We start from the raw sequence: 22,712 nt of genomic DNA on the forward strand, positions 1-22,712 counted from the left end.
CCAAATTATGACGACTCAATTACAAAAATATAAAGTCCTTATTGCCGGTATTTTTAGCCTAATGCTAATGCTAGGCGTTGCTCGATTCTCCTACACACCGATGCTGCCAATAATGCAAGCTCAGGCTGGCATTGGGGATGCCGTTGGTGGCTGGTTAGCTACTTTTAATTACATGGGCTATATGACCGGTGCTTTTATCGCAGCATCAATAAGTGACTTAGTCTTGAAAGATAAACTCTATAGATGGGGACTCATTGTTGCCATTCTAACAACCGCAGGTATGGCTGTTACTGATAATGTCATCATCTGGGGAATTATGCGCTTTTTTGCAGGGCTAACGAGTGCCGCAGGTCTATTAATAGGTTCAGGTTTAATCTTAAACTGGCTGATTAGACATAACTTCCGCAGTGAACTGGGTATTCATTTTTCAGGCATGGGATTGGGCATTATTTTCTGCTCTGCGGTTGTCGCATTAATGGATATAAAACTTAACTGGCAAGAGCTTTGGTGGTTATTCGCAGGTTTGGGCGTACTCTTAGCAATCCCTGCGTGGGCTTGGCTACCACGTCCAGATACCTCTGGCACCACTATCTCAGGTGCTCAAATGGTGGATAATCCACCCAGCAAGCGCTTTCTCTTCCTTATGCTATCCGCCTACTTTTGTGCGGGATACGGTTATGTTATCAGCGCCACGTTTATTGTTGCTATTGTTGATAGGCAAGAAGCTCTACAAGGGTTAGGCCCCATTGTTTTTCTTATCGTTGGGGTAGCTGCAGCACCGGCCTGTATTATCTGGGATTTAATCGCTCGACAGTTAGGTGTGTTAACCGCTCTATTAATCGCTTATATCATACAAATATTGGGGATTATTCTTCCCGCCCTTACCGATTCAGCCATAGCCGTTATTATAAGCGCTGTACTTTTTGGCGGCACATTTATCGGGATTGTAAGTTTAGTATTAACGATGGCTGGCCGTTTTTACCCGACTAAACCTGCCAAACTCATGGGTAAAATGACCTTAACCTATGGTGTCGCCCAAATCATCGCACCCGCCATTACAGGCAATCTTGCTGAACGATTGGGTGACTACAATTTAGGCTTATGGATAGCAGCAGGTATGGTTTTATTAGGGGCGGTTATCTCAACAATTTTGATGATCACTGAGCGAGATGCTCTATAAACCAGCTGTCTAGATATTGTTGAAATATCACCCGTCACTTTTAATCGCTTGGAGCTGGGTCGTACCTTTAGGTTCGACTCAGCCCAAGGTTCATAATACTTCCCTTGTGTTAAACCTTCTCTTTTTCGCCCTCATAGATACGGCTCATTGATTTGAGCCCCTATTAATCCATATTAAACGTGGTATTTCTTGAACAACCCCAATTTAGCACTTTATACTGGCGCGATTATCCACCCCATATGCTCTAACACGCTATATAAAACACTCACCCTTAATAACGGTAAGAAGATACTCACCCAATGATTAATCACAAACACGTCATAGTACTGGGCAATATTTTATTATTCACGCTAATGATGGCGTACCTTCCCTTTGAGGAACCCATCGTTAAAGGCCTAAGTATTTTGTTATTTATTGCAATCCTTTGGCTTACAGAAGCACTACACGTCAGTATTACTGCCCTGCTTGTACCTATATTAGCGGTTGTATTTGATGTGTTTAATAGCAGCCAAGCACTGAGTCATTTTGCTAACCCTATAATCTTTTTATTTTTAGGCGGCTTTGCGCTAGCTGCTGCACTTAATGCACAAGGGCTAGATAAAGCGATCGCTAGTAAAGTGTTAGATGTTGCTCAAAACCGATTAAGTGTGGCGGTACTGCTTATCTTTGCCGTAACAGCGCTACTATCAATGTGGATCAGTAATACCGCAACCACCGCTATGATGCTGCCATTAGTGCTTGGAATACTGCGTCAGCTAGACCCTATAAAAGAGCGTCACACTTATGTCTTTGTTTTACTCGGTGTTGCTTACTGTGCCAGCATCGGTGGTATAGCTACCTTAGTAGGTAGCCCTCCAAATGCCATTGCAGCAGCCCAAACTGGACTCAACTTTATTGGCTGGATGAAACTAGCCGCGCCCCTAACTGTCATTTTATTACCCTTGGCGATTGGTATTTTATATTTAGCCCTACGTCCAAACCTTAAACACCGCTTCAGCGTCGAGCATGAACCTTTCGTGTTAACCTCTGCTCGTATAAGAACACTCTGTATTTTTCTGTTTACCGTTTTATGCTGGATCTTTAGTGGGCCACTTAATGCTTTTTTAGGCGGTCTATCTAGCTTTGACAGCTTAGTCGCCATTACTGCGATTATCTTGTTAGCTTTTTTTGGCGTGGTCGAATGGAAGCAGATTGAAAAAACAACAGACTGGAGTGTATTACTGCTCTTCGGTGGCGGCTTATGTTTAAGTGCTGTACTTAAGGCGACAGGAACCAGCGTTTTTCTCGCTCATACAATTGGCGATTTTCTACAAGCCTCCAATGCTGTAATTGCATTATTGAGCGTAGTTGCCTTTGTTGTCATCCTAACTGAATTTGCCAGCAACACTGCAAGTGCAGCCTTACTTATACCTGTCTTTGCTGCTATTGCAGAAAGCTTGGGAATGTCACCTATTATCCTATCAACGGTTATCGCTATTTCGGCCTCTTGCGCCTTTATGCTGCCGGTTGCGACGCCGCCCAATGCCATTGTATTTGGCTCAGGCTTTATCAAACAAAGTGATATGATGCGTGTAGGTATTTGGATCAATCTAGGTTGTATCGCCGTGATCACTTTATACGCAAGAATTTTCTGGTAAAGGTACACAGTCGCTATTCAGCGAACAACGACAGCTGATCTTACAGCCCGCGTCTTGGTTTTATATTTAAACTTTGCCGCGGGCTTTTGTTTTATATCATTAAATATTTAACAAGCTTATGGGTCAAAGGCGACCTAAGCTAAGCGTAAAAATATCAATTGACGTAAAACATCGGCAACAAAGGAAAGTTATGACTTAGGCCTAGCTTTAGCCGTTCTAGATCTTGGCTTACTTTTCCCCGCACTTCTACGTTTACGCTTAAAGTTAGTTGCTTCAGCGGGAGGTAGATGACGTAAAGATTCAGGTACACCCCCCGTTTTTATCTGAGCCACAATTGTTTTAATTCTATGCTCTAACTCATCCATAAAGGGCTGATAGGCTTGATTCCTTTCCGCCATCGCCTGTAATTGATGCTCCCATTGAGCAGTCATATCGGGATATGTAGATTCGCTGGGCAAAGCATGTATCAAACCTCGTGCTGCAGCGGTGCTAAGAATCGATTTGCCGCTTCTTACCAAGAGCTTTCTTTTGAACAGCGTTTCCATAATGCCTGCTCGCGTCGCTTCAGTACCTAGCCCATCGGTTTCTTTTAAAATCTTCTTTAACTCTTTATCCGCTACAAATCGAGCAATCCCCGTCATAGCTTGTAGTAAACTGGCTTCGGTAAAATGCTTAGGCGGTTCTGTTTTTTTATCTTTTATCTGACCTTCACGACAAACTAACTCCGCATTTTCATCCAGCGCAGGAACTGTATTTCCTTCCTCCTCCTTACTGTCCTTACCTATTAATGCTTTCCAACCCGCATCAATAAGAACACGCCCTTTCGCAATAAAGCATCCACCGGCTATATCAAATACCAACTTAGAATCCGCATAAAGCGCAGCGGGATAAAACTGCATAATATATTGTCGTGCTATCTGCTGATAAATATTCCGCTCATAACTTGATAAACCATTTAGAGGTTGTTTTTTAGGTGTCGGAATAATCGCATGATGAGCATCTACTTTTTTGTCATTCCACGCTTTAGATTTAAGGTGTCGATCGGCCTTATTAATAGCGGTACTCAGTGTTTGTTCATTACCCGCTATGGCATCCAGAACAGCGCCTGACTGTTTGTAATGATCATTAGGTAAATAACGGCTATCAGAGCGAGGATAGGTAATTAGCTTGTGTTTTTCATACAGCGACTGACAAGTATCTAAGACCTGTTGAGCACTCATACCAAAACGTTTTGATGCATCGATCTGCAGTGCCGATAAAGAGTAAGGTAATGGCGGCGCTTGTTTGCTTTGCTTTTGCTCTGAAGTAACAACCTGTGCCGGTTGACCCGCAATACGTGAAGCAACATTCTCCACAAGCTTTCGGTTTATAACTCTTCCTTCTTCATCTTGCCAAGGCTGACAAGCCTCACTCGGCTGCCAACGTGCATAAATTTCCAGCAAAGGGTTTTGCTGATAAGGGATAATGGCATCCAGTGTATAAAAATCTTTAGGGATAAAGTTTTCTATTTCTTCATCACGGCGCACAACCAAACCCACCAGAGGCGACTGAACACGGCCAACAGATAAAACCCCTTTATAACCCGCTTTTTGCCCAAGTAGTGTATAGCCTCTAGACATATTCATTCCATACAACCAATCAGCTCTTGAACGTGCTAAGGCTGAAACCGATAGAGGAATAAACTCTTTGTTACTTCGCATTTGCTGTAAAGCGGTTTTCACTGCGGGTAGATTCAAATCATTGATCAATAATCGTTGGATACGTTCTTTTTTAGTTTTACTGACTTTGCAGTAATCAATAACTTCATCCACTAATAACTGCCCCTCTCGATCAGGGTCACCGGCATGTACTATAGAATCAAACTCTTTCAGCAGCTTGCGTATAACAGACAGTTGTTTTACAGCGGATTTACGGGGTTTAAGTCGCCATTGTTGAGGGATAATCGGTAGGTCTTCTAGTGACCAGCGTTTATATTTTTCATCATATGCATCAGGTTCAACCTGCTCAAGCAAATGACCTATACACCAAGTGACAGTATCGCCATTGGCTGCCCGAATACACCCCTCCTCTTTTTTATGGGGTTTTGGCAGTGCATCAGCGATCGCTCGCCCTAAACTGGGTTTTTCGGCTATATATAAAATCATCGAAATAAACTGTATATAAAAACAGTATTCAACGGTATAGGAATTTAAGCCTGTAATCCAGAAAAAATAAACACTAGATCATTTTTAAAGGCGCTTGATCAAGAATGGCCATCTGCTCTCTTAACTCTAAGATATGCTCGCCCCAATAGCGGCTAGTATTAAACCAGTTAAAGCTATGTGGAAATGCGGGATCTTCCCAGCGCTTAGCTAGCCAAGCGCTATAGTGCATAATTCTCAAACTCCGTAAGACCTCAATTAAACGAAGCTCTGTAGTTCTAAAATCATTAAATTCATTATACCCATCAACGATTTCGGAGAGTTGTGCCGTTTGCTCATGGCGGTCCCCCGATAACAGCATCCAAATATCCTGCATGGCCGGAGCCATACGCGCGTCATCGAAATCAACAAAATGAGGGGCATCATCTCGCCACAACATATTGCCAGAGTGACAGTCGCCGTGAACACGAATCTTCTTTATCTCGCCACACTGTTGAGTGATCTCATCAATCGCTTGTAACAAGTCAGCAGAGACCGATGTATAAGCCGCTTTAAGATCCAAGGGAATAAAGTGCTCTGAGACAAACGCTACACTCTCATAACCAAAATTTTGCGTAGTAATTTCGGGGCGGTGAGTAAAAGGTTTAACCTCACCAACACGGTGCATTCGGCCCAGCAATCGACCTAATACAAACAGGTTATCCATATTATCAAGTTCAGGCGCATGTCCACCCTTTCGAGGAAAAAGTGAAAACATAAACCCTTGATAATCAAACAGTGTATTACCCTCCTCATTTTTTAAAGGGGTAACAATTGGGAGTTCATGTTCGGCCAATTCAAACGAAAATTCGTGCTCTTCCAAAATCTGCTCTTGGCTCCAACGGTTGGGCCGATAAAACTTCGCAATCAGCGGCTCTTTCTCTTCAATACCTACCTGATAAACACGATTTTCATAGCTATTTAATGGAAAGGTCCGACCATCACACCAAAACCCTTGCGTTTCAACAGCATCCATCAAAAATGAGGGTGTTAAGCGTTCAAAGGGATGGGTCTTATCATGCTCAGACATTTTATCTTCAGACATTCTATTCCTAGCTATAAATTACAGTATGGCTGAAGATTACGTTTAAGCGTTAGCCCCTGCAAGCCATTAAAGGGCTATTTTTTAATACAATTTACAACATTAAAAACGATTAAATGCAGGCGCTATGATCAGTTTTTGATATAGTTTCGCAACATCTATATTTTGTATTAAGAGATTGTTATGGCAGGTTCACTGAAAGATCAATTACTAAACATCGGCCTCGTTGATCAGAAGAAAGCGAAAAAAGCCGATTCAGACAAGAAGAAACAGAAAAAACAGGCAAATAAAGCGCGGAAATCTGGCCAAGCAGTCATCGACGAACAAGCGATTAAACAACAAGCACTCGAGCAACAGCGTAAAGAGAAACAAGAGCGTGACCGCCTACTCAATCTACAGCGCGATGAAGAGCGCCAGAACCGAGAGATTGAAGCGCAATGCCGACAAATGATCATGCAGCAGCAGATCAATATTCCAGACAATGCTGAGCTCACATACAACTTTGTCTACGATAAAAAAGTTAAAACAATGTACGTTACCAGCGACTTACAGACACAGTTGATACGTGGCCAAGTAGCCATTGCTACACTCGATGAAAAGTTTTACTTAATCCCCGATAAGTTCGCAGAAAAGATTGAACAACGTATACCTGATTACGTTATTCGCGTTCAACCTGAAGAAGAACCGGATGAAGATGACCCTTACGCCGATTATAAGATCCCTGATGATCTGATGTGGTAGTCGAACTAGGAATTGAAAGACCTTTCAGCACGGGCGCAGGCTATAGATACAAGTAGCGCCCTACTGATAGCGATTAAACTCAGGCCAAAGCTTAATCCCTAACAGAACATGAAAGAAATTCTTTACTTTGTCCGTAATCAAATCATTTTATACCGCCTAAAAACTAAATGAATAAGGTAAAAACTGTTTTATTATCTGGCCAATAGCTGAAAGTGGGTATAACCATCCCATTGACTAAAGCCAATAAGAACCCTTTTATCTGATGAAAGAATTTCATACATCAGTGTTTACATTAAAGCAAAGTGCATATCTGTCGATAACCCATTTATCGCTATAATATGGAAATGCAAAATCGGGGTCATAAGGATCCTTTTTGTCTGTGGAGGAATTACCCGTGCAAGTTTTATTAAGCAGCCAAGCAGCCTATTCTCAGGTTCGCCAAGAAACATTGGTAACCGGTGGGTTTGCAGATGGTAAAGACAGCAGTGGTCGTTCTGCATCTGCGGCAGATAAGTTAGTCGCCAAACTAGCAGAAAACATTCCTGGAATGAGCTTATCTGAGATGAAAGGTCTCGATGCAAATGATTACTCTCCAGAAAAAGTAGCTTCTCGGATTTCAGATTTTGTTGCCCAAGGGTTAGAACAAGCTCGTTCTAGAGGTGCATCTGACGCTGATCTCAATCGCATGTACCAAGCAGCTGTATCGGGTGTTGAGAAAGGCTTTAAAGAAGCCACGGAGATACTAGAAAAGCTGAATATGCTCACCGAAGATACATCAGCCACTATAGATCAAACTAAAGACCTCACCTTTGAAGCACTAGCCGCAATTGCACCAACAGCAAGCACTGAAGACGTGGCAGCAACAAGCAGCCAAACATCTATCTCTGCCGCTGAGCGTTATTCCAAAGCAGAATCCTTCTCTATGGAAGTGATGACCCAAGAAGGCGACAAGGTCTCAATCTACTTTGATAGTGAAGCCAGCATTACAGCGTCCCTTGGTGCATATACTGATGGTGAAAGCAGTGCAGTCTCTTATGGTATTGACCGTAACGCCAGCAGTAACTTTAGCTTTAGTGTAGAAGGCGATCTTAATGAAGAAGAGTTAGACGCCCTCACCTCCCTAATTCAAGACATTAATCTGATTGCAGAAGATTTCTACAGCGGTGATGTTCAGGATGCTTTTAACCAAGCGGCCGAATTAGAAATGGACAAATCCCAATTAATGAACTTGAATGTAACTATGACTCAGTCAACGAGCTACTCTGCAGTAGCCGCTTATGAGCAAGTTCAGCAGTATGATAATCCGCTCGGCGATAACGGGCGTCACTTAGGTGGCATGATGCAAAACATGGAGAACTTCATGAATAATCCAGCACTTGGATTCTTAGAAGATAGCTCTTTATTTGGCGCCAGCTTATTAGAAAATTTGATCCAAGAAGATATACGTTACAAAGATGCGGATGAAGAATCCCAGAGTAAACTAGATAATAACGTTGGTTTATTACAAAGCATTATGGCTCAGTTTTCTCAGGAAAATGCAGACGATTAACCCCCCTTCTTAATCGCTGCAATATACGTTAAACCGGCCTTTTAAAGGCCGGTTTTTTTTATGCCGCTCAATCGCTCCCATATAAAGACCAGGGCTGATATGATCAGCCCTATAATTCATCATCATTTGATCTGTATCCATGAGCTCTCCCTTTACACTGCGCCCCTATCAACAAGATGCTGTAGACGCCACTCTACAACACTTCCGTAAAACAGATGATGCAGCCGTCATTGTGCTGCCCACTGGCGCAGGCAAGAGCTTAGTCATAGCAAAACTGGCCAAACTCGCAAAACGAAAAATATTGGTCTTAGCCCATGTAAAAGAACTGGTTGAGCAAAACCACGCGAAGTATGAAAGCTACGGGCTCAAAGGCGGAATATTCTCCGCAGGTTTAAAGCGCAAACAAAATGATTTTCAAGTTACCTTTGCCAGTATCCAGTCCGTATCAGCTAATCTTGACCGTTTCTCAGCAGAATACTCACTGCTGATTATTGATGAATGCCACCGCCTAAATGATGATGACGACAGCCAATACGGCAAGGTTATCAGCCAACTCCGTTCACTCAACCCACAGCTAAAAGTACTCGGGCTAACCGCTACACCTTACCGGCTAGGCATGGGATGGATCTATCAATACCATCACCGTGGTTTTGCTCGTAGTAGCGATCCTAAACCCTTTAAATACTGTATTTACGAACTTCCCTTAAGTTATATGGTTCGTAAAAAATACCTTACTGAGCCTAAATGCATTGATGCCAGTATTACCCAATATGACTTCTCCGCATTAAAGCAAAACCGTTTTGGCGAATATGCAGAAGCAGAAGTAAACCAATTACTAGGCAAACATCCCCGCGTAACACAAACGATTATTGAACAAGTCAAAGCATTGTCTCAAACCCGTCAAGGTGTCATGGTATTCGCTGCTACCGTAAAACATGCACAAGAGATCTGCGGCTACCTCCCAGTAGGTCAAACCGCCTTAATTACTGGTGCGACTGACAACAAAGAGCGCGATCAACTCATACAAAGTTTTAAGCAGAAAAAACTAAAATTCCTGGTCAATGTCTCTGTACTTACGACAGGTTTTGATGCGCCCCACGTAGACTTTATTGCCATCCTACGCCCAACCCAATCGGTAAGTTTGTATCAGCAAATTGTTGGCCGTGGTCTTCGCCTTGCAGAGGGGAAAACTGACTGTCTGGTCATTGACTATGCCGGCAACCACTTTAACCTGCATCACCCTGAAGTGGGGGAAAAGAAACCCAACCCTGATACTGATCCAGTACAAGTCTTTTGCCCTAGCTGTGGCTTTGCCAATATATTCTGGGGGAAAACGGATGATGAAGGGAACGTGATCGAACATTACGGTCGTCGCTGTCAAGGTTTACTAGATTTCGACCCTACAGATAAGCAAGAGCTAAAACAGCAACCACAACAGTGTGATTACCGTTTTAGATTTAAGGAATGCCCTCACTGTAACGCCGAAAACGACATCGCTGCACGCAACTGCCATAAATGCAAAATGGCGATTATCGATCCCGATGACCAGTTAAAAAACGCCTTAAAACTAAAAGATGCAATGGTTATTCGCTGTTCAGGCATGGAACTCAGCAGCGTACAAGATCGCTTAAAAGTCACCTACTATGGAGAGGATGGCGAAGAACTGAGCGAATCTTTTGATTTTTCTAAACACAGCCAGAAAACTGTATTTAACAATCTATTTGGCAAACGCATCGCTAATGCGCAAGCCCCTAAAACCCTGAACAACATTTCCGAAGTACTCGCCATCAAGTCACTTCTTACGGCCCCAGACTTCGTCATCGCCCGTAAGCAAAAACACTACTGGCGCGTTCAAGAACGGATCTTCGATTACGAAGGCAGACACCGTAAAGCCAATCAGCTCTAAACGAGGAAGGGGCCTTTATCTCGAATGAAGTTTTGGCTAAACGGAGGGCTTAGCAACCAATAAACCTATCTTCAAATACCATGAAAAAAACGCCTCTCCGCCGATCAAATAAGGTTGACCCTCAGACCTTATGCATCTTGGATAGATAACAATTAACATCCCCTCAAAAAAACAGTAAACGCCTTTTATATTTGAACGATAATTAATTTCTATAGAAAGTTGTTAGATACATATTTATTGACTATCTTTTAGTAGTGGTAGTGGTAGTGGTAGTGGTAGTGGTAGTGGTAGTGGTAGTGGTAGTGGTAGTGGTAGTTGACTTTTCACTTCATTTGACTAAATCAATAGAAATTTTACCGGTAGTAGTAAATGAAGCACGATTTAACCGTTTTATATATAGAAAGTAATGAACATACCCGCAAAATCCACGTCGACTTTTTCCGTGGGATATTTACAACCGTTCTGGAAGCGTCTAACGGTCGAGAAGGCATATCAAAGTTTGTGACGCATCGTCCCAGCCTAGTTATCACCGAGATTCAGCTTCCCCACATGAATGGGCCTGAATTAATACAAGAGATCCGTAGAACAGATAAAAAAACACCGATCATCGTATTCAGCGCTTATATTCAAGAAGATTTCATATTAGATACTATTAAAGATCAAATTAATGGTTTTATTAGTAAACCCGCAGATAATCAAAAATTAGCACAAGTCATTAATCAGGTTTTATCGCTTGGGAAACATGAAGACTCTGTAGGCAAAACTAAAATACTGGGCGATAGTTTAACTGTACACAATGAATCTGAAGAAGATCTAGCCCAAGCCCCCGATAGCCTTATGGTCGTAGGTATTGGATCAAGTGCTGGGGGGCTCGAAGCACTGACCACCTTGATAAAAGGGCTGCCCGGAAATAACAATACCGCCTATATTGTTGCACAGCATTTAAGCCCTAAACACAACACTATGCTGGTTGAATTACTTTCTAGAGAAAGTACTTTAATGATTAAGGAGGCGGTGCACGGCGAGACGCTTGAACCTGATATTTTCTATATCACCCCCCCTAATAAAAACGTTGAAATCAACAATAATAATCGAATAGTTTTATCGGCCCCAGAAAAACACTCTTTCCTACCGAAACCCTCTGTAAATCAACTCTTTATATCTATTGCCAAATACAAAAAAGAAAAATCTGTCGGCATTATATTATCAGGCACAGGTTCTGATGGTTGCCAAGGTATGCGAGCAATTAACTCAGAGGGTGGGATTACCATAGTACAAGAGCCCAGTACAGCCAAGTATGATGGCATGCCAATGGCGGCGATTAATGGCTCGGTTGTTGATATCTTAATCGAAGCAGGCAAAATCGGGGAAGAGCTCGTAGCTCTGGCCAACTTTCCAAGAAATAAAGTGCTAAAAAAGCACCAAGTAACACCAGAAAATGACCACATATCAATTATTTTCGCTTTACTCCATAAAATAAAACATATCGATTTCTCTGTTTATAAAAAAGCAACAATTGGTCGACGAATCGAAAGACGTATGGTTGCTCTGAAGGTCACAACCCTAAGTGAATATGTCGCGCTGATTGAAAGAGATGAACAAGAGGTAGAGTTACTTTTTAAAGATATTTTGATTGGTGTGACCAGTTTTTTCCGTGATAGAGATGCTTACAACTCACTTGAAAACCTTTTAGATAAATATCTTGATGAAATTCCAGACGCAAAGGAACTCAGAATTTGGATGCCTGGCTCCTCCACCGGTGAAGAAGCCTACTCTGTAGCTATAATTCTGAACGAACTATTAAACGACCGCCAAAACAACCTTGATTTAAAAATATTTGCGACAGATATTGATGAAGATGCCTTAAAAACAGCTCGGCAAGGGATTTATAGCCAAGCCTCAATGACGGAAGTATCTGACTCCCATATAAAAGACTATTTCAACATTACCAACAATGAATTTGAGGTGAAGAAAAGTTTACGACAAAACATTGTATTCTCTTATCATAACCTTTTATCCGACCCACCATTTAAAGAGCTTGATCTTATCGTTTGTCGTAACTTGCTTATCTACTTTAATCTTGATGCGCAAAAATGGATCATGCCTGCATTTCACTATGCACTTAAAACGAATGCGTTACTTTTTCTTGGAAAGTCTGAAAATGCGACTTACTTTGAACATCTTTTCGTACCCGTAGACAAATCTAATAAAATTTTTAAAACCGTGGCCTCCTCCAATAAAAACCTCTCAGCAATTACTATAAAAGCCCCTAAATACGTTAAATATCCGGAAGTCGAACAATCTAAAGCATTAGAAACGACTCCCCTTCAAGAAACGATTGTTACTGAAGCCGCAAAGCTTCTCATGCCGAATATAATAGTAACGAACGAACAGCTTGATGTTGTATATAAAAAAGGGAACCTTGATTTTGTTTCCATCCCAGAAGGATATATCTCATATAATCTGTACAAAATAGTCGACTCCCGTTTAGCTATCGATTTAAGAAAATTGTTTAGCAACGTAAAAAAAGGATCCGGAGTTAGCTCAAGTGGTTATATACCTTTACCACAAAAAAATGGAAAAGCTCGATTAATAAAAGTCTACCTTGTGCCAATTTTGAATGGCCGCAACCAGATGTATATCTTTTATTTCCAGAGCATTTCGGTATTAGACCTACCGCTCATTAACACAAATTCCGATGACGTTGTAACCTCCTCCACTCAAGAGCTCGAGTTTGAATTACAACGCATTAAAGAACATATGCAAACCCTCGTTGAAGAGTTAGAAACATCTAACGAGGAATTACAATCAACCAATGAAGAGTTACAAAGTGCTAACGAAGAGTTACAGGCAACCAATGAAGAGATGGAAACCAGTAATGAAGAGCTTCAGTCTACTAACGAAGAGCTTCAAACCGCCTATGCGGAACTCAAAGAGATCTTTAATGAAAATACAGTCATCAAAGAAAAGTACGGCTCTCTCAATCGCCGTTATGAATCCGTTTTAGAAAATATTAATGACGGCGTCATCATCACTAATTTACAAGGTATGATTCTTAAAACCAATCATGCCATGCAAACCTATACAGGATTAACAAGAGAGCAGCTACTCGCTAAAAACTGGTTTGATCTATACCCCATTGAAGACAACACTCGCTTTTTAAATCGGCAGAAAGAGTTAACAGAAAAAGGAACATTTGGCCCTTACATTATCGAATTAAAATCCAAGGGTAATGTCACTACAGTTCTAGATGTAGAAGACTATCTCAGTCGTGACGAATTAGGTAACACTCAAATATGGTCTTTCGCTTCAGATATATCGAAAGAGAGGCACGCACTTGCTGAACTATCATTGAGCCAGCAGAAATACAAAGCCACATTTGATAACGCTAACATAGGTATTGGCCATGTTGCTTTAGATGGAACCTGGATTTCTGTCAACAGCACTTTATCTAAAATGCTCGGCTATACACAAGAAGAACTACTATCACTAACCTTCCAAGATATTACCTATGCCGAAGATCTAAACGAGGATTTAGGCTTAGTACAGCAGCTCATTAATGGGGAGCGAAACTCCTACAAGATGGAAAAACGCTACTATAAAAAAAATGGCGACCTATTCTGGGTAGTACTTTACGTTGCTATTGTTAGGGATAAAAACAAACCCTTATATTTCATCTCTGTAATTGAAGATATTGATAATCAAAAACAAGTAAGTTTAGAAAGCACACAAGCAAAAACAGTGTTCAATACAACACAAGAAAGCATTGTTATTACTGATAGTGAAACCCGAATAATCAATATTAACCCTGCATTTGAAAATATAACGGGTTATACCTTTAAGGAAGTGGCAGGCAAAAAAATAAATATATTAAAATCTGATCAGCACACCCCAGAGTTCTACAGTGAAATGGAGCGTTCCTACAAACAAAGTGGGTTCTGGTCCGGTGAAGTTATCAATAAATCTAAAAACGGTGATATATTCCCTGTTTTTCTTAATATAAATGCGGTTAAAGATGAAAATGGTTATATCATTCAGTATGTTGGTGTAATAACAGATATATCATTAATAAAACAGTCTCAAAATAAAATACAATATCTAGCCAACCATGACTCCCTCACCGGCTTACCTAACCGCACTTTGCTAGCGGATAGACTTGAGCAAGCGCTACAGGAATCTCGCCGTTCTAAAAAGCAACTCGCAATCTTATTTATTGATCTAGATCGCTTTAAAATTGTAAACGATGGTTTAGGACATAATGTGGGGGACGAAGTTCTAATTGAAGTCTCCAAAAGATTATCGAACCTTCTACGTTCAGGCGACACTATTGCCAGAGTGGGCGGCGATGAATTTATTGTTATTATTCAAGATTTAGATACGGCATTACATGCATCAAAAATAGCTCTGAATTTAATTCAAGCAGTTAAAGAAGAGATTGTTGTCGATACGCATAAAATCATAGTAGGCGCGAGCATTGGGATCAGTATCTACCCAAATGATGGGCATTCCGCTGACGAACTCATTCGCCAAGCAGATATTGCGATGTATGGTGCAAAGGAAAATGGCAGAAACATGTATCGCTATATCTCCCAAGAGCTATCTTCATTTGCTTTTGAGAAAGCATCAATGGAAAGTTTAATCCGGGAAGGATTAAATAAAGATGAATTCGAGGTCTATTACCAACCGATTATCGAATTAGAGACAATGAAAGTCTCGCACTTAGAAGCGTTAATAAGGTGGAACCATCCCAAACTGGGATTAGTTATGCCTCATAAGTTTATTCCGCTTGCTGAAGAATCCGAGTTAATTACTGAAATAACAAAATATGTTGTTTTTAAGGTAATGACGACCATCAGTAAACTAAATGACATTAATCATTATAAATGCAAAATAGCCATTAACTTTTCATTAAAAGATTTAGAATCTGATTCACTCTTTTACATTTTCAAAAAATATTTACAGCAATTTAAAATTGATGGTAGCTCAATCGCCTTAGAGATTACCGAAAGGAAAGTTATTTTATCTAATGACCAAAATCAAAAACATTTGGAGCGCTATAAAAAGCTAAATGTCTCTTTTTCAATGGATGATTTTGGCACAGGCTATTCAAATTTAGGCTACCTAATTAACAAACCTTTCGACATATTAAAAATTGATCGTTCCTTCATATCTAGAATTGGAGAAGTGGATAAATCAGAAGAAGTTGTGAAAGCCACAATATCTATCGCTAAAGCATTAGGGTTAAAAACGATTGCTGAAGGTGTTGAAACGAAAGAACAATTTGACTTTATCGCCCGCCACAATTGTGACTTTGTTCAGGGCTTTTATTTTCAATCCCCAGAACCTATCGGGGATTTGATCGATTATCTACAAATAGACGAAAATAGCGAAGCAAAGGAATAAATTAGCAGTTAATTCCTACTAATTTTTAACCTAGCTAATATCAGAGTTCATCGGTCTAATATGCAATAGATTTAGAGCATGCATCTATCATAGAAGCGGCGACAACATCCGTTCGACTCTGATATCCATACGCAGCAGATCCACTGGATCACCAAATTGGCTATATATCGCCACATCAGCAGCATCTCGACCGTAGGCGATCGCAACACGTCCACCATATCGGCTATTCTGAGTCGGATCGAATGCATACCAGCGCCCTCCGACATAAGCCTCAAACCAAGCATGAAGATCCATAGGTTCAAGCCCTTCAAGATAACCAACAACCATTCGAGCAGGGATCGACAGAGAACGGCAACAGGCTATACCTAGATGGGCCATATCCCGGCAAACCGCCTCTGATTTTTCATTAACTTCACAGGCACTAATGATCTGCTGACCACTTCCAGGAGAGTAGCGCAGTGTTTGGCGAATATAATCAATAATTGCTGTGCACTGATCATATCCAGGCGCGACACCAACAACGAGTGATTGTGCTAATTGAGTGAAACGATCAGACTCACAAAACCGACTCGGTAACAGAAATGGCAGTGTATCTTCAGGTAAATTTTGCACTTCAATAAACGGTGCCCCCGGCGCTACATCAAAGGCATCTGCACATTCGATATTAACCGATGTGTAAACTGAAAAAGGTCCAGCAGGTGCCACCACCCGTTGACATAAATTACCAAATGGATCGGTGAACTCGACCGCCATAACGCTAGGTGAAAACTCATACTGCTCACGGGCTACCCACTGCTGCTGCCCACTACGAGGGCGAAGCATTAATAAAAATGGCGTAGCTACAGGGATATTGAAGTCAAGAACACAAGAAGCATGTAACCACATAAGAACATCCTGATTAATTTAAGCCAAAGGAATTCTATACTCTAAACTGCTTCACAACGGCACGGCCCTATTAGGTATCGTCCTTCGTTCTTCAAGTACTCAATTAATCTAGCACGTCACCTTAACTGCCGCTAGCACTATGAGTTAGAAGTATGATTAAGCTTAGAACAGATTATATATAAGCTAATAGAGCAGCTGACTATAGAGGGATGAGTAAGTGTTAGTTTAAGCCGAGAAGACTATTGATAACTCCCCTCTTTATTCGGCTCTTACAATGTAAAACCTATATAGAAAAGTAAGGCTCCCATATAGATTGAGAGTGCGGAAACGCCATCTTTGGAGAGATCCCTTGAGACTATATCACCCGTCCCTTTTACTATGCCGATAATCACAAGTCCGATCCCGCCCGTAAAGCGATAATTATTTAAATTCACATGGCCTTGCTCATCCGTTATAAAACGTAAATAACCAAATAACAGTAAAACACTTCCCACTATAAATATAATTACTCGAAAGTTTTCCATCGCTAATCCTGTATCAAAAAAATCATACTCTGCCCTCAATAGTCATCATAGCGATAACAAACTGGATCTATTTACTTCACTTACCCCTCAGGTCAGTAGCACCGGCATGTTGCTTATCGTACGCCCACTCTCTTTACCGATGGCTATCAAAAACCGATCCAATCGACCCTGTTGCCAAGCTGATTAAGGCGCATTTCGCTGAGAGGGGTCTATTTTTAAGGGCATCACTATTTTGTGTGGATCGACTACCTCTTTATGCTCACGGGTAGCCTGAGCCCACCAAATAAGTTGATTGAAGGTACGGCTAAAATATTCAAACCAAGACGCCTGATTCTGGCCTGCCTGCACGCTCCCATCTTCAGCAAAGACCTCTTGTGCTTTAGGTACATGAATCATCGCAGAAACAGGTAAACAACCAAGTTCTGAAAGAAACGTCCGCATGCCTACAGCTGCACGCATACCACCCCACTGCCCCGCAGAATAGGTAACAATGGCACTCGGCTTGTAAGAGAATAGAGAGCTACCAAAATGGTTTAACATATCAGCCAACGCAGGACTCATCGAGTGATTATATTCAGGACTAACCATAATATAGCCATCAGCTGACTCTATCTTGTCTGCCAGCTCATTCAGTTCTGGGGGAACCGTGCGCTGAGAGTACGCAAAATGTGGTTTAAAAACAGGTCCCAAAGGATAATCTAAAGGATCAATCAGCTCCACTTCATGCTCGGTATAGTGACTCAATAAACATTCAATGCAAGCTTTTGAAACGCGCAAACCAAGACGAGCGGGGCTAGGTGGTGTGCTATCACGAACAGTGCCTAAAAAAACTAAAAACTTCATATTAAAACTCGATATAAGTTAGAAAAAGCCTGCGAGGAAACTAATGAAATAGAAAGCGATCTGGAACTCCTTTGCTCTTTTTGAGCGATTTCTTATACCTAAAAGCACAAAGCGTTCACTGCTTCATTCATCTATGCCAAAGATCGGTCTCTCTTTTATCTTTAGGTTGTAACTTATCACTCCCTTAAACTCAACAGTACCGAGCTAGCTCCTTATCGCCCACTAAATCTTAATTATCGGCTTATAAATTTTAGACTATACTTTGTATATACAAATTACAGTTAAGGTGATTTGATGGTTAATTATTACAAAGTTTTGCCGTTGATCTTACTGAGCGTCCTATCTCATAAACTATGGGCCGAAGAGCTAAAAGTGGGAAAAGTATGCCCTGTCACTTATCAAAAGGAACCGATTGGACGGCTTATTTTCTCTCAGCCTTGGTACCATAGCAGTCGCTCTGATGCCAAGTATATCCCTGGGGATAATGCTACGGGAATAGGGTTAGAGATCCATCTAAAAAACAACTTTAATGGTAAAACGGATGGCCTGAACTTAGCTGACTGTGATCGTTATCGCTTATTACAGATCCGAAAAACTAATGCTAGACTCCACCAAGGCGAGCGAGGTATACAGATTGATATCCCTAACGAAGCCGAAAACCCTTTCTATGATAATGCCCCGCTTGAACATGGTCATGGGCTGCATAAAACACCTAAAGATGATGCAGATAAACCTTGGCAGGGAAGATTCTTCCGCGATGCGTCCGTATCGATCTATGACACGCCTTACGTCTCTGACTCTTACGGTGTAGAAGGAGAAGATTTAGAGGTTAATTTTGAGACCTGCGCGATTTGTGAACGAGATCAGCATTACGACTTAGTGCTGTCATGTGGTACTTGGGGCTATAAACGTGAGTATATGGGAGGTATGACTGGCTGGGCAGAACCTGAATTTAAAGGAGTTCAATGCTCATCATCAGCGAGCCAACTATTTCAAACTACAATCAACAACTCTAATCGCGTTGAATACAGTTATTGGATTCATTGGCGCTAATCATTACTCAGGCAGCCAAACCACTTGATTGCGCCCTTTAGATTTAGCTTTATATAACGCTCTATCTAGCAACTTCCAAATGTTTACTTAACAGCGCTCTTTTAAAAAGCATCTGCTTGATACTAGCTTACCTCTGCGTAAGGTGCTGAAAAAACAGCATGAATAGACTAAGGTACTTTTCCATCATTTTAGACAACCCTAGAACTAATTCTTTTCTAATCAAAATATAGGGTTATTTGAAAGAAGCGAGTACAGCTCATAAATAAATGCATTATAAATATATGTTATTGACGGATATCAATTTTAAACTTTTGTTCTCCACATAAGATAGACACTCATGTTCTTTTGGAGCACAAGATAATGACGCATGCTGATACAAAGTTGATTCCTCAGGTCACAGTAGAGTTTATGAATAATGACCATGAGGAAGCAGTCGAAATACTAGATACCATACTCGCTGCTATAGAGAACAGTACTGTAGACGAGGTTACCTCACGGCTCGAAGCGTTCTTCGCTCATAACCAAGTCCACTTTTCCCGTGAAGAGGAACAGATGAGACGCGTTAATTTTCCCCCTTATTCTTGCCATAAAGGGGAGCATGACCGCGTTCTGTTTGAATTAGCTGAAGCAATAGAGCAGTGGAAAGAGAGAAACGACCGAGAGTATATTGCGCACTACCTTAACTGCACTTTGTGGAACTGGTTTATCAACCACATTAAAACAATGGATACAGTCACAGCCATGTTTATCAACCAGCACGCCCACTAAAAACACTTCACTCTAAAAGAAAGTGATCTCAGACTCATCTCGGCTTATGCATTCAGGTATAAGCCAAAACCTCCCCCTGTTTACTTGGTTTTAGTTTTATTTTTATAGTGTGTTCTAGCTTAGGACTCTATAAAAAACCACATAAGATAACGGTATAAACTTACATAAAAAACCATATTTAAAATATGTTTGCGCAGAACCCATTTAAGGAGAGGTTATGCTTATCTATATGGGAGCTATAAAAACGAGGAGGAAATAGACACCTAATCCATTAACGTTTGAGATAAATTAAAACATTGGAAAAAGCTAAAAGGATATAAAGGCTTAGATACTCGCGGTACCTAGTCAGATCTAAAGCTAACCTATAGAGAATAAGAGCTCTTATAAAAAAGAGCCCCAATCAAAGCGATTAACCACAATAACGGATTTAAGTACTCTGTTTCTGTTTACGCTTTTTAAGAGCCTTATCTAGCTCCAAAGGCGATACCACTAACCCATCTCGGCCCTCAGTCGGACAAACAACAACAGCAAACTCGTCATCCTCCAAACCGGGTGTCCAACGACTATGCCATTTAGCCAGAGAGATTGCCTCTGCTTTACAGGCCTCCCACTCGCCCGTAGCCCAAGCTTCAGCCAACTTTTTATATGGCCAAACAGGCACACAGTCTTCATCTTCTGTATTGAGCATTACGCTGCCATATTGATCGGTTAGAATCCAAATTTCATCTGATGAGACTGCTTCGCTAACAAAAAGAGCGTAGAGCTGCTCATCATTTAATTTTTCGATTGCAGCCAAATCATAGCTGTTATCTTGAGCTGACATAAACCTGTATCCGAACTTAGAAAAGGATAGGATAAAGCAATTTGATGATAGATTCTTGAACTATTAGCATTCGATTATCAGGCTTATGAAAAAACCACTTTTCTGCTATTCTTCAAGCCAGTTAACAATCTATATCCGCACGGGCAGATCTATAAGCGATTTCCAAACGTGCGCGCCACTACGGATCATATAATGAGCAAATATTGGAGTGATGCAATTAAGCGTCTAACCCCTTATGTCCCCGGCGAACAGCCTAAAGAATCAGGGATCACTAAACTCAATACCAACGAGAATCCTTACCCACCTTCACCTCTTGCTGAAGCCGTTATTAAGGATTTCGATACAAATCGTCTACGTCTCTATTCAGATCCAGATTGCACACTATTAAAAGATGCAATTGCCGATCACTTTTCCGTTGAACGTAAGCATGTATTTGTGGGTAACGGTTCAGACGAGGTACTTGCTCATACCTTCGCAGCATTTTTTCAACAGGATAAACCTCTGTTAATGCCGGAGTTTACGTATAGCTTTTATCCTGTGTACTGTAACCTTTACGATATCAACTACGAGCAAATCCCCCTACGTGACGAATTTGTGCTTAACGTAGATGATTTCGATCAGCCTAATGGCGGTATTATCTTTGCGAATCCAAATGCCCCCACAAGCCGAGCAATTGAGCTAGACGAGATCGAATCATTAGCAAAACGTAACACTGAATCCGTTATTGTTGTCGATGAAGCTTACGTGGATTTTGGTGCAAGTTCGGCTGTTGAGCTTACCCAGAGTTACAACAACATTTTAGTGATACAAACCTTCTCGAAGTCACGCTCTCTTGCAGGAATGCGTGTCGGTTTTGCCATTGGGCATGAAGACCTTATTGACGGTCTTGAGCGGGTAAAAAATAGTTTTAACTCATACCCACTGGATATGTTAGCAATCGAAGCATCCGCTGCAGCGATAAAAGACCAAACTTATTTTGAGGAGACGACTCAAAAAATTATTGGTACTCGGACTTGGACAATTGAGCGTTTAGCTGAATTAGGCTTTGTTAGCCTACCCTCAAAAACCAACTTCCTTTTTACTCGCCACCGCATCTTAGAAGCAGCCGAGTTGATGGGCTACCTTCGTACTAAAAAAATATTGGTCCGCTATTTTAGTAAACCCGGTATAGATAACTACCTGCGTATTAGTATCGGTACGCAAGAAGAGATGCAGCTTTTAGTGGATACACTAGAACAACACCCTGATCTTTTTAAACTATAACTAAAGCTTTAGTAAACATAGATTAATCAATACAACAGCTCTAATTTATTAGGGCTGTTTTTTTATATTAGAACTCAACTCTTGCACCTGTATCACTAAAATACTGACCCGGCGGTTTACCTAGGGATTTTCTAAACATCGCCACAAAAGCACTCGGGCTGCGATAACCTAGAGCTAATGCCACATCAATCACCGCATCCCCTTTTCCTATTCTATCCACCGCTTCTTGCAACACTAACTGCTTGCGCCATTGTTGAAACGTCATCCCTGTCTCTTTGCTAAATAACCGAGCAACTGTACGCTCACTGGCACCAACTTTGGCAGCTAACTCATTTAGACTTGTTTCAGCATTGGGTGACTTAATCATTGTTTTCATCACCCTTTGCAAACGTCGATCTGTTGCGCCTGGCAGATGAAGTAAAGAGGGTTTAAGTGCTTGAAGTTCATCTAAAATAACCGCACATACCCGACTAGCGGGACTATTTGGCAAGTACTCTGTACCAAAATCCGCTACTTTCATAATCAGTTCCCGCAGTAGAGGGGAAACTTCGACCACACTACATTGATCAGATAAGTTATGTAGATACGCAGGATCGACAAACAGATGACGCAATTCAGCGCGCACCTCTGCACTTGTTCTATGCACTATATTTCCCGGTATCCAAACGGCTTGGGTTGGAGGAACAACCCAACTGCCTGCATCTGTATATACACGGATAATCCCTTCGCTAGCATAAGCAAGCTGGCCACGTGGATGCTGGTGCGGATCCATATCTACGTTAGCGGCTAAATGCCCCCGTAAACCAACAATAGGTCGCTGCGAATCGATTCTCTGACCAATAGATGAAGGTTGCCGTTTAGAAGTGGAATTTTCCATAGCTTTGTCACTTATGCGATATTTATTGTCATATTATC

General features: G+C 41.3%; 16 protein-coding genes and 1 pseudogene. 10 read left to right on the plus strand and 7 right to left on the minus strand.

Translation table 11 applies throughout. The annotated features are described in order from the left end of the window. Positions 1 to 7: 7 nt before the first annotated feature. The gene (locus tag Q4486_RS04565; RefSeq protein WP_303417017.1) at positions 8 to 1,180 is read left to right on the plus strand and encodes a YbfB/YjiJ family MFS transporter; all 1,173 of its coding nucleotides are present in this window, start codon (positions 8 to 10) and stop codon (positions 1,178 to 1,180) included. A gap of 299 nt (positions 1,181 to 1,479) precedes the next feature. Continuing rightward, positions 1,480 to 2,817, plus strand: coding sequence for a DASS family sodium-coupled anion symporter (locus tag Q4486_RS04570; RefSeq protein ID WP_303417020.1), 1,338 nt, complete (start codon positions 1,480 to 1,482; stop codon positions 2,815 to 2,817). Positions 2,818 to 3,005: 188 nt separating this feature from the next. Here Q4486_RS04570 and Q4486_RS04575 read toward each other — a convergent pair whose 3' ends face one another. Beyond that, on the minus strand, positions 3,006 to 4,961 hold the full coding sequence (locus Q4486_RS04575) for a DNA topoisomerase III (protein ID WP_303417022.1): 1,956 nt from the start codon (positions 4,959 to 4,961) through the stop codon (positions 3,006 to 3,008). A 73-nt stretch (positions 4,962 to 5,034) separates the two neighbouring features. After that, entirely contained in the window at positions 5,035 to 6,042 is a 1,008-nt protein-coding gene (locus Q4486_RS04580; protein WP_303518521.1) for a serine/threonine protein kinase, read from the minus strand. 180 nt (positions 6,043 to 6,222) lie between these two features. On the opposite strand from Q4486_RS04580, the gene Q4486_RS04585 reads away from it, so the two are divergent. From Q4486_RS04585 to Q4486_RS04600, 5 genes and pseudogenes are all read left to right on the plus strand, one after another. Further along, positions 6,223 to 6,780 (plus strand): DUF2058 domain-containing protein, encoded by a 558-nt coding sequence (locus Q4486_RS04585; RefSeq protein ID WP_067867571.1) that lies wholly within the window; start codon positions 6,223 to 6,225, stop codon positions 6,778 to 6,780. A gap of 394 nt (positions 6,781 to 7,174) precedes the next feature. After that, entirely contained in the window at positions 7,175 to 8,329 is a 1,155-nt protein-coding gene (locus Q4486_RS04590; RefSeq protein WP_303518523.1) for a DUF5610 domain-containing protein, read from the plus strand. Between the two features lie 139 nt (positions 8,330 to 8,468). Next, positions 8,469 to 10,235 (plus strand): DEAD/DEAH box helicase, encoded by a 1,767-nt coding sequence (locus Q4486_RS04595; protein WP_303518525.1) that lies wholly within the window; start codon positions 8,469 to 8,471, stop codon positions 10,233 to 10,235. A 369-nt stretch (positions 10,236 to 10,604) separates the two neighbouring features. Further along, positions 10,605 to 10,940 (plus strand): annotated as a pseudogene (locus Q4486_RS15755) (response regulator transcription factor); the annotation flags it as partial. Between the two features lie 132 nt (positions 10,941 to 11,072). Further along, positions 11,073 to 15,638 carry an EAL domain-containing protein gene (locus Q4486_RS04600; RefSeq protein ID WP_303518527.1) on the plus strand — a complete coding sequence of 1,522 codons (4,566 nt, stop codon included), beginning with the start codon at positions 11,073 to 11,075 and terminating at the stop codon, positions 15,636 to 15,638. A gap of 87 nt (positions 15,639 to 15,725) precedes the next feature. On the opposite strand, the gene Q4486_RS04605 is transcribed toward Q4486_RS04600, so the two are convergent. The 3 genes from Q4486_RS04605 to Q4486_RS04615 form a co-directional block, all read right to left on the minus strand. Further along, positions 15,726 to 16,523 carry a transglutaminase family protein gene (locus tag Q4486_RS04605; protein ID WP_303417040.1) on the minus strand — a complete coding sequence of 266 codons (798 nt, stop codon included), beginning with the start codon at positions 16,521 to 16,523 and terminating at the stop codon, positions 15,726 to 15,728. Between the two features lie 269 nt (positions 16,524 to 16,792). Further along, positions 16,793 to 17,047, minus strand: a complete 255-nt coding sequence (locus Q4486_RS04610; RefSeq protein ID WP_303417043.1) for a hypothetical protein — start codon at positions 17,045 to 17,047, stop codon at positions 16,793 to 16,795. A 183-nt stretch (positions 17,048 to 17,230) separates the two neighbouring features. Next, positions 17,231 to 17,890, minus strand: a complete 660-nt coding sequence (locus tag Q4486_RS04615) for an NADPH-dependent FMN reductase (RefSeq protein ID WP_303417046.1) — start codon at positions 17,888 to 17,890, stop codon at positions 17,231 to 17,233. A gap of 294 nt (positions 17,891 to 18,184) precedes the next feature. Here Q4486_RS04615 and Q4486_RS04620 point away from each other — a divergent pair, with 294 nt between their 5' ends. Together Q4486_RS04620 and Q4486_RS04625 are read left to right on the plus strand one after the other, a co-directional pair. Then, on the plus strand, positions 18,185 to 18,943 hold the full coding sequence (locus Q4486_RS04620; protein ID WP_303417049.1) for a hypothetical protein: 759 nt from the start codon (positions 18,185 to 18,187) through the stop codon (positions 18,941 to 18,943). 360 nt (positions 18,944 to 19,303) lie between these two features. Then, entirely contained in the window at positions 19,304 to 19,711 is a 408-nt protein-coding gene (locus tag Q4486_RS04625; protein WP_067867593.1) for a bacteriohemerythrin, read from the plus strand. A 427-nt stretch (positions 19,712 to 20,138) separates the two neighbouring features. Here Q4486_RS04625 and Q4486_RS04630 read toward each other — a convergent pair whose 3' ends face one another. Further along, the gene (locus tag Q4486_RS04630; RefSeq protein WP_303518529.1) at positions 20,139 to 20,534 is read right to left on the minus strand and encodes a DUF2750 domain-containing protein; all 396 of its coding nucleotides are present in this window, start codon (positions 20,532 to 20,534) and stop codon (positions 20,139 to 20,141) included. 192 nt (positions 20,535 to 20,726) lie between these two features. Between Q4486_RS04630 and hisC the strand changes: the two genes are divergently transcribed. Beyond that, a complete protein-coding gene (gene hisC / locus Q4486_RS04635; protein WP_303518530.1) occupies positions 20,727 to 21,797 on the plus strand; it encodes a histidinol-phosphate transaminase in 1,071 nt (356 codons plus the stop codon). A gap of 67 nt (positions 21,798 to 21,864) precedes the next feature. Here the strand turns inward: hisC and Q4486_RS04640 are convergent, their stop codons facing one another. After that, positions 21,865 to 22,674, minus strand: a complete 810-nt coding sequence (locus Q4486_RS04640) for a helix-turn-helix domain-containing protein (RefSeq protein ID WP_303417057.1) — start codon at positions 22,672 to 22,674, stop codon at positions 21,865 to 21,867. Positions 22,675 to 22,712 lie beyond the last annotated feature (38 nt).

This window comes from Neptuniibacter sp. 2_MG-2023 (assembly GCF_030547495.1).
Lineage (GTDB): Bacteria > Pseudomonadota > Gammaproteobacteria > Pseudomonadales > Balneatricaceae > Neptuniibacter.

Excerpts from the sequence above, each read along its gene's own strand:
- Q4486_RS04565 (WP_303417017.1), top strand. The coding sequence starts at position 8 with ATGACGACTCAATTACAAAAATATAAAGTCCTTATTGCCGGTATTTTT.
- Q4486_RS04570 (WP_303417020.1), top strand. The coding sequence starts at position 1,480 with ATGATTAATCACAAACACGTCATAGTACTGGGCAATATTTTATTATTC.
- Q4486_RS04575 (WP_303417022.1), bottom strand. The coding sequence starts at position 4,961 with ATGATTTTATATATAGCCGAAAAACCCAGTTTAGGGCGAGCGATCGCT.
- Q4486_RS04580 (WP_303518521.1), bottom strand. The coding sequence starts at position 6,042 with ATGTCTGAAGATAAAATGTCTGAGCATGATAAGACCCATCCCTTTGAA.
- Q4486_RS04585 (WP_067867571.1), top strand. The coding sequence starts at position 6,223 with ATGGCAGGTTCACTGAAAGATCAATTACTAAACATCGGCCTCGTTGAT.
- Q4486_RS04595 (WP_303518525.1), top strand. The coding sequence starts at position 8,469 with ATGAGCTCTCCCTTTACACTGCGCCCCTATCAACAAGATGCTGTAGAC.
- Q4486_RS04600 (WP_303518527.1), top strand. The coding sequence starts at position 11,073 with ATGGTCGTAGGTATTGGATCAAGTGCTGGGGGGCTCGAAGCACTGACC.
- Q4486_RS04605 (WP_303417040.1), bottom strand. The coding sequence starts at position 16,523 with ATGTGGTTACATGCTTCTTGTGTTCTTGACTTCAATATCCCTGTAGCT.
- Q4486_RS04610 (WP_303417043.1), bottom strand. The coding sequence starts at position 17,047 with ATGGAAAACTTTCGAGTAATTATATTTATAGTGGGAAGTGTTTTACTG.
- Q4486_RS04615 (WP_303417046.1), bottom strand. The coding sequence starts at position 17,890 with ATGAAGTTTTTAGTTTTTTTAGGCACTGTTCGTGATAGCACACCACCT.
- Q4486_RS04620 (WP_303417049.1), top strand. The coding sequence starts at position 18,185 with ATGGTTAATTATTACAAAGTTTTGCCGTTGATCTTACTGAGCGTCCTA.
- Q4486_RS04625 (WP_067867593.1), top strand. The coding sequence starts at position 19,304 with ATGACGCATGCTGATACAAAGTTGATTCCTCAGGTCACAGTAGAGTTT.
- Q4486_RS04630 (WP_303518529.1), bottom strand. The coding sequence starts at position 20,534 with ATGTCAGCTCAAGATAACAGCTATGATTTGGCTGCAATCGAAAAATTA.
- hisC (WP_303518530.1), top strand. The coding sequence starts at position 20,727 with ATGAGCAAATATTGGAGTGATGCAATTAAGCGTCTAACCCCTTATGTC.
- Q4486_RS04640 (WP_303417057.1), bottom strand. The coding sequence starts at position 22,674 with ATGGAAAATTCCACTTCTAAACGGCAACCTTCATCTATTGGTCAGAGA.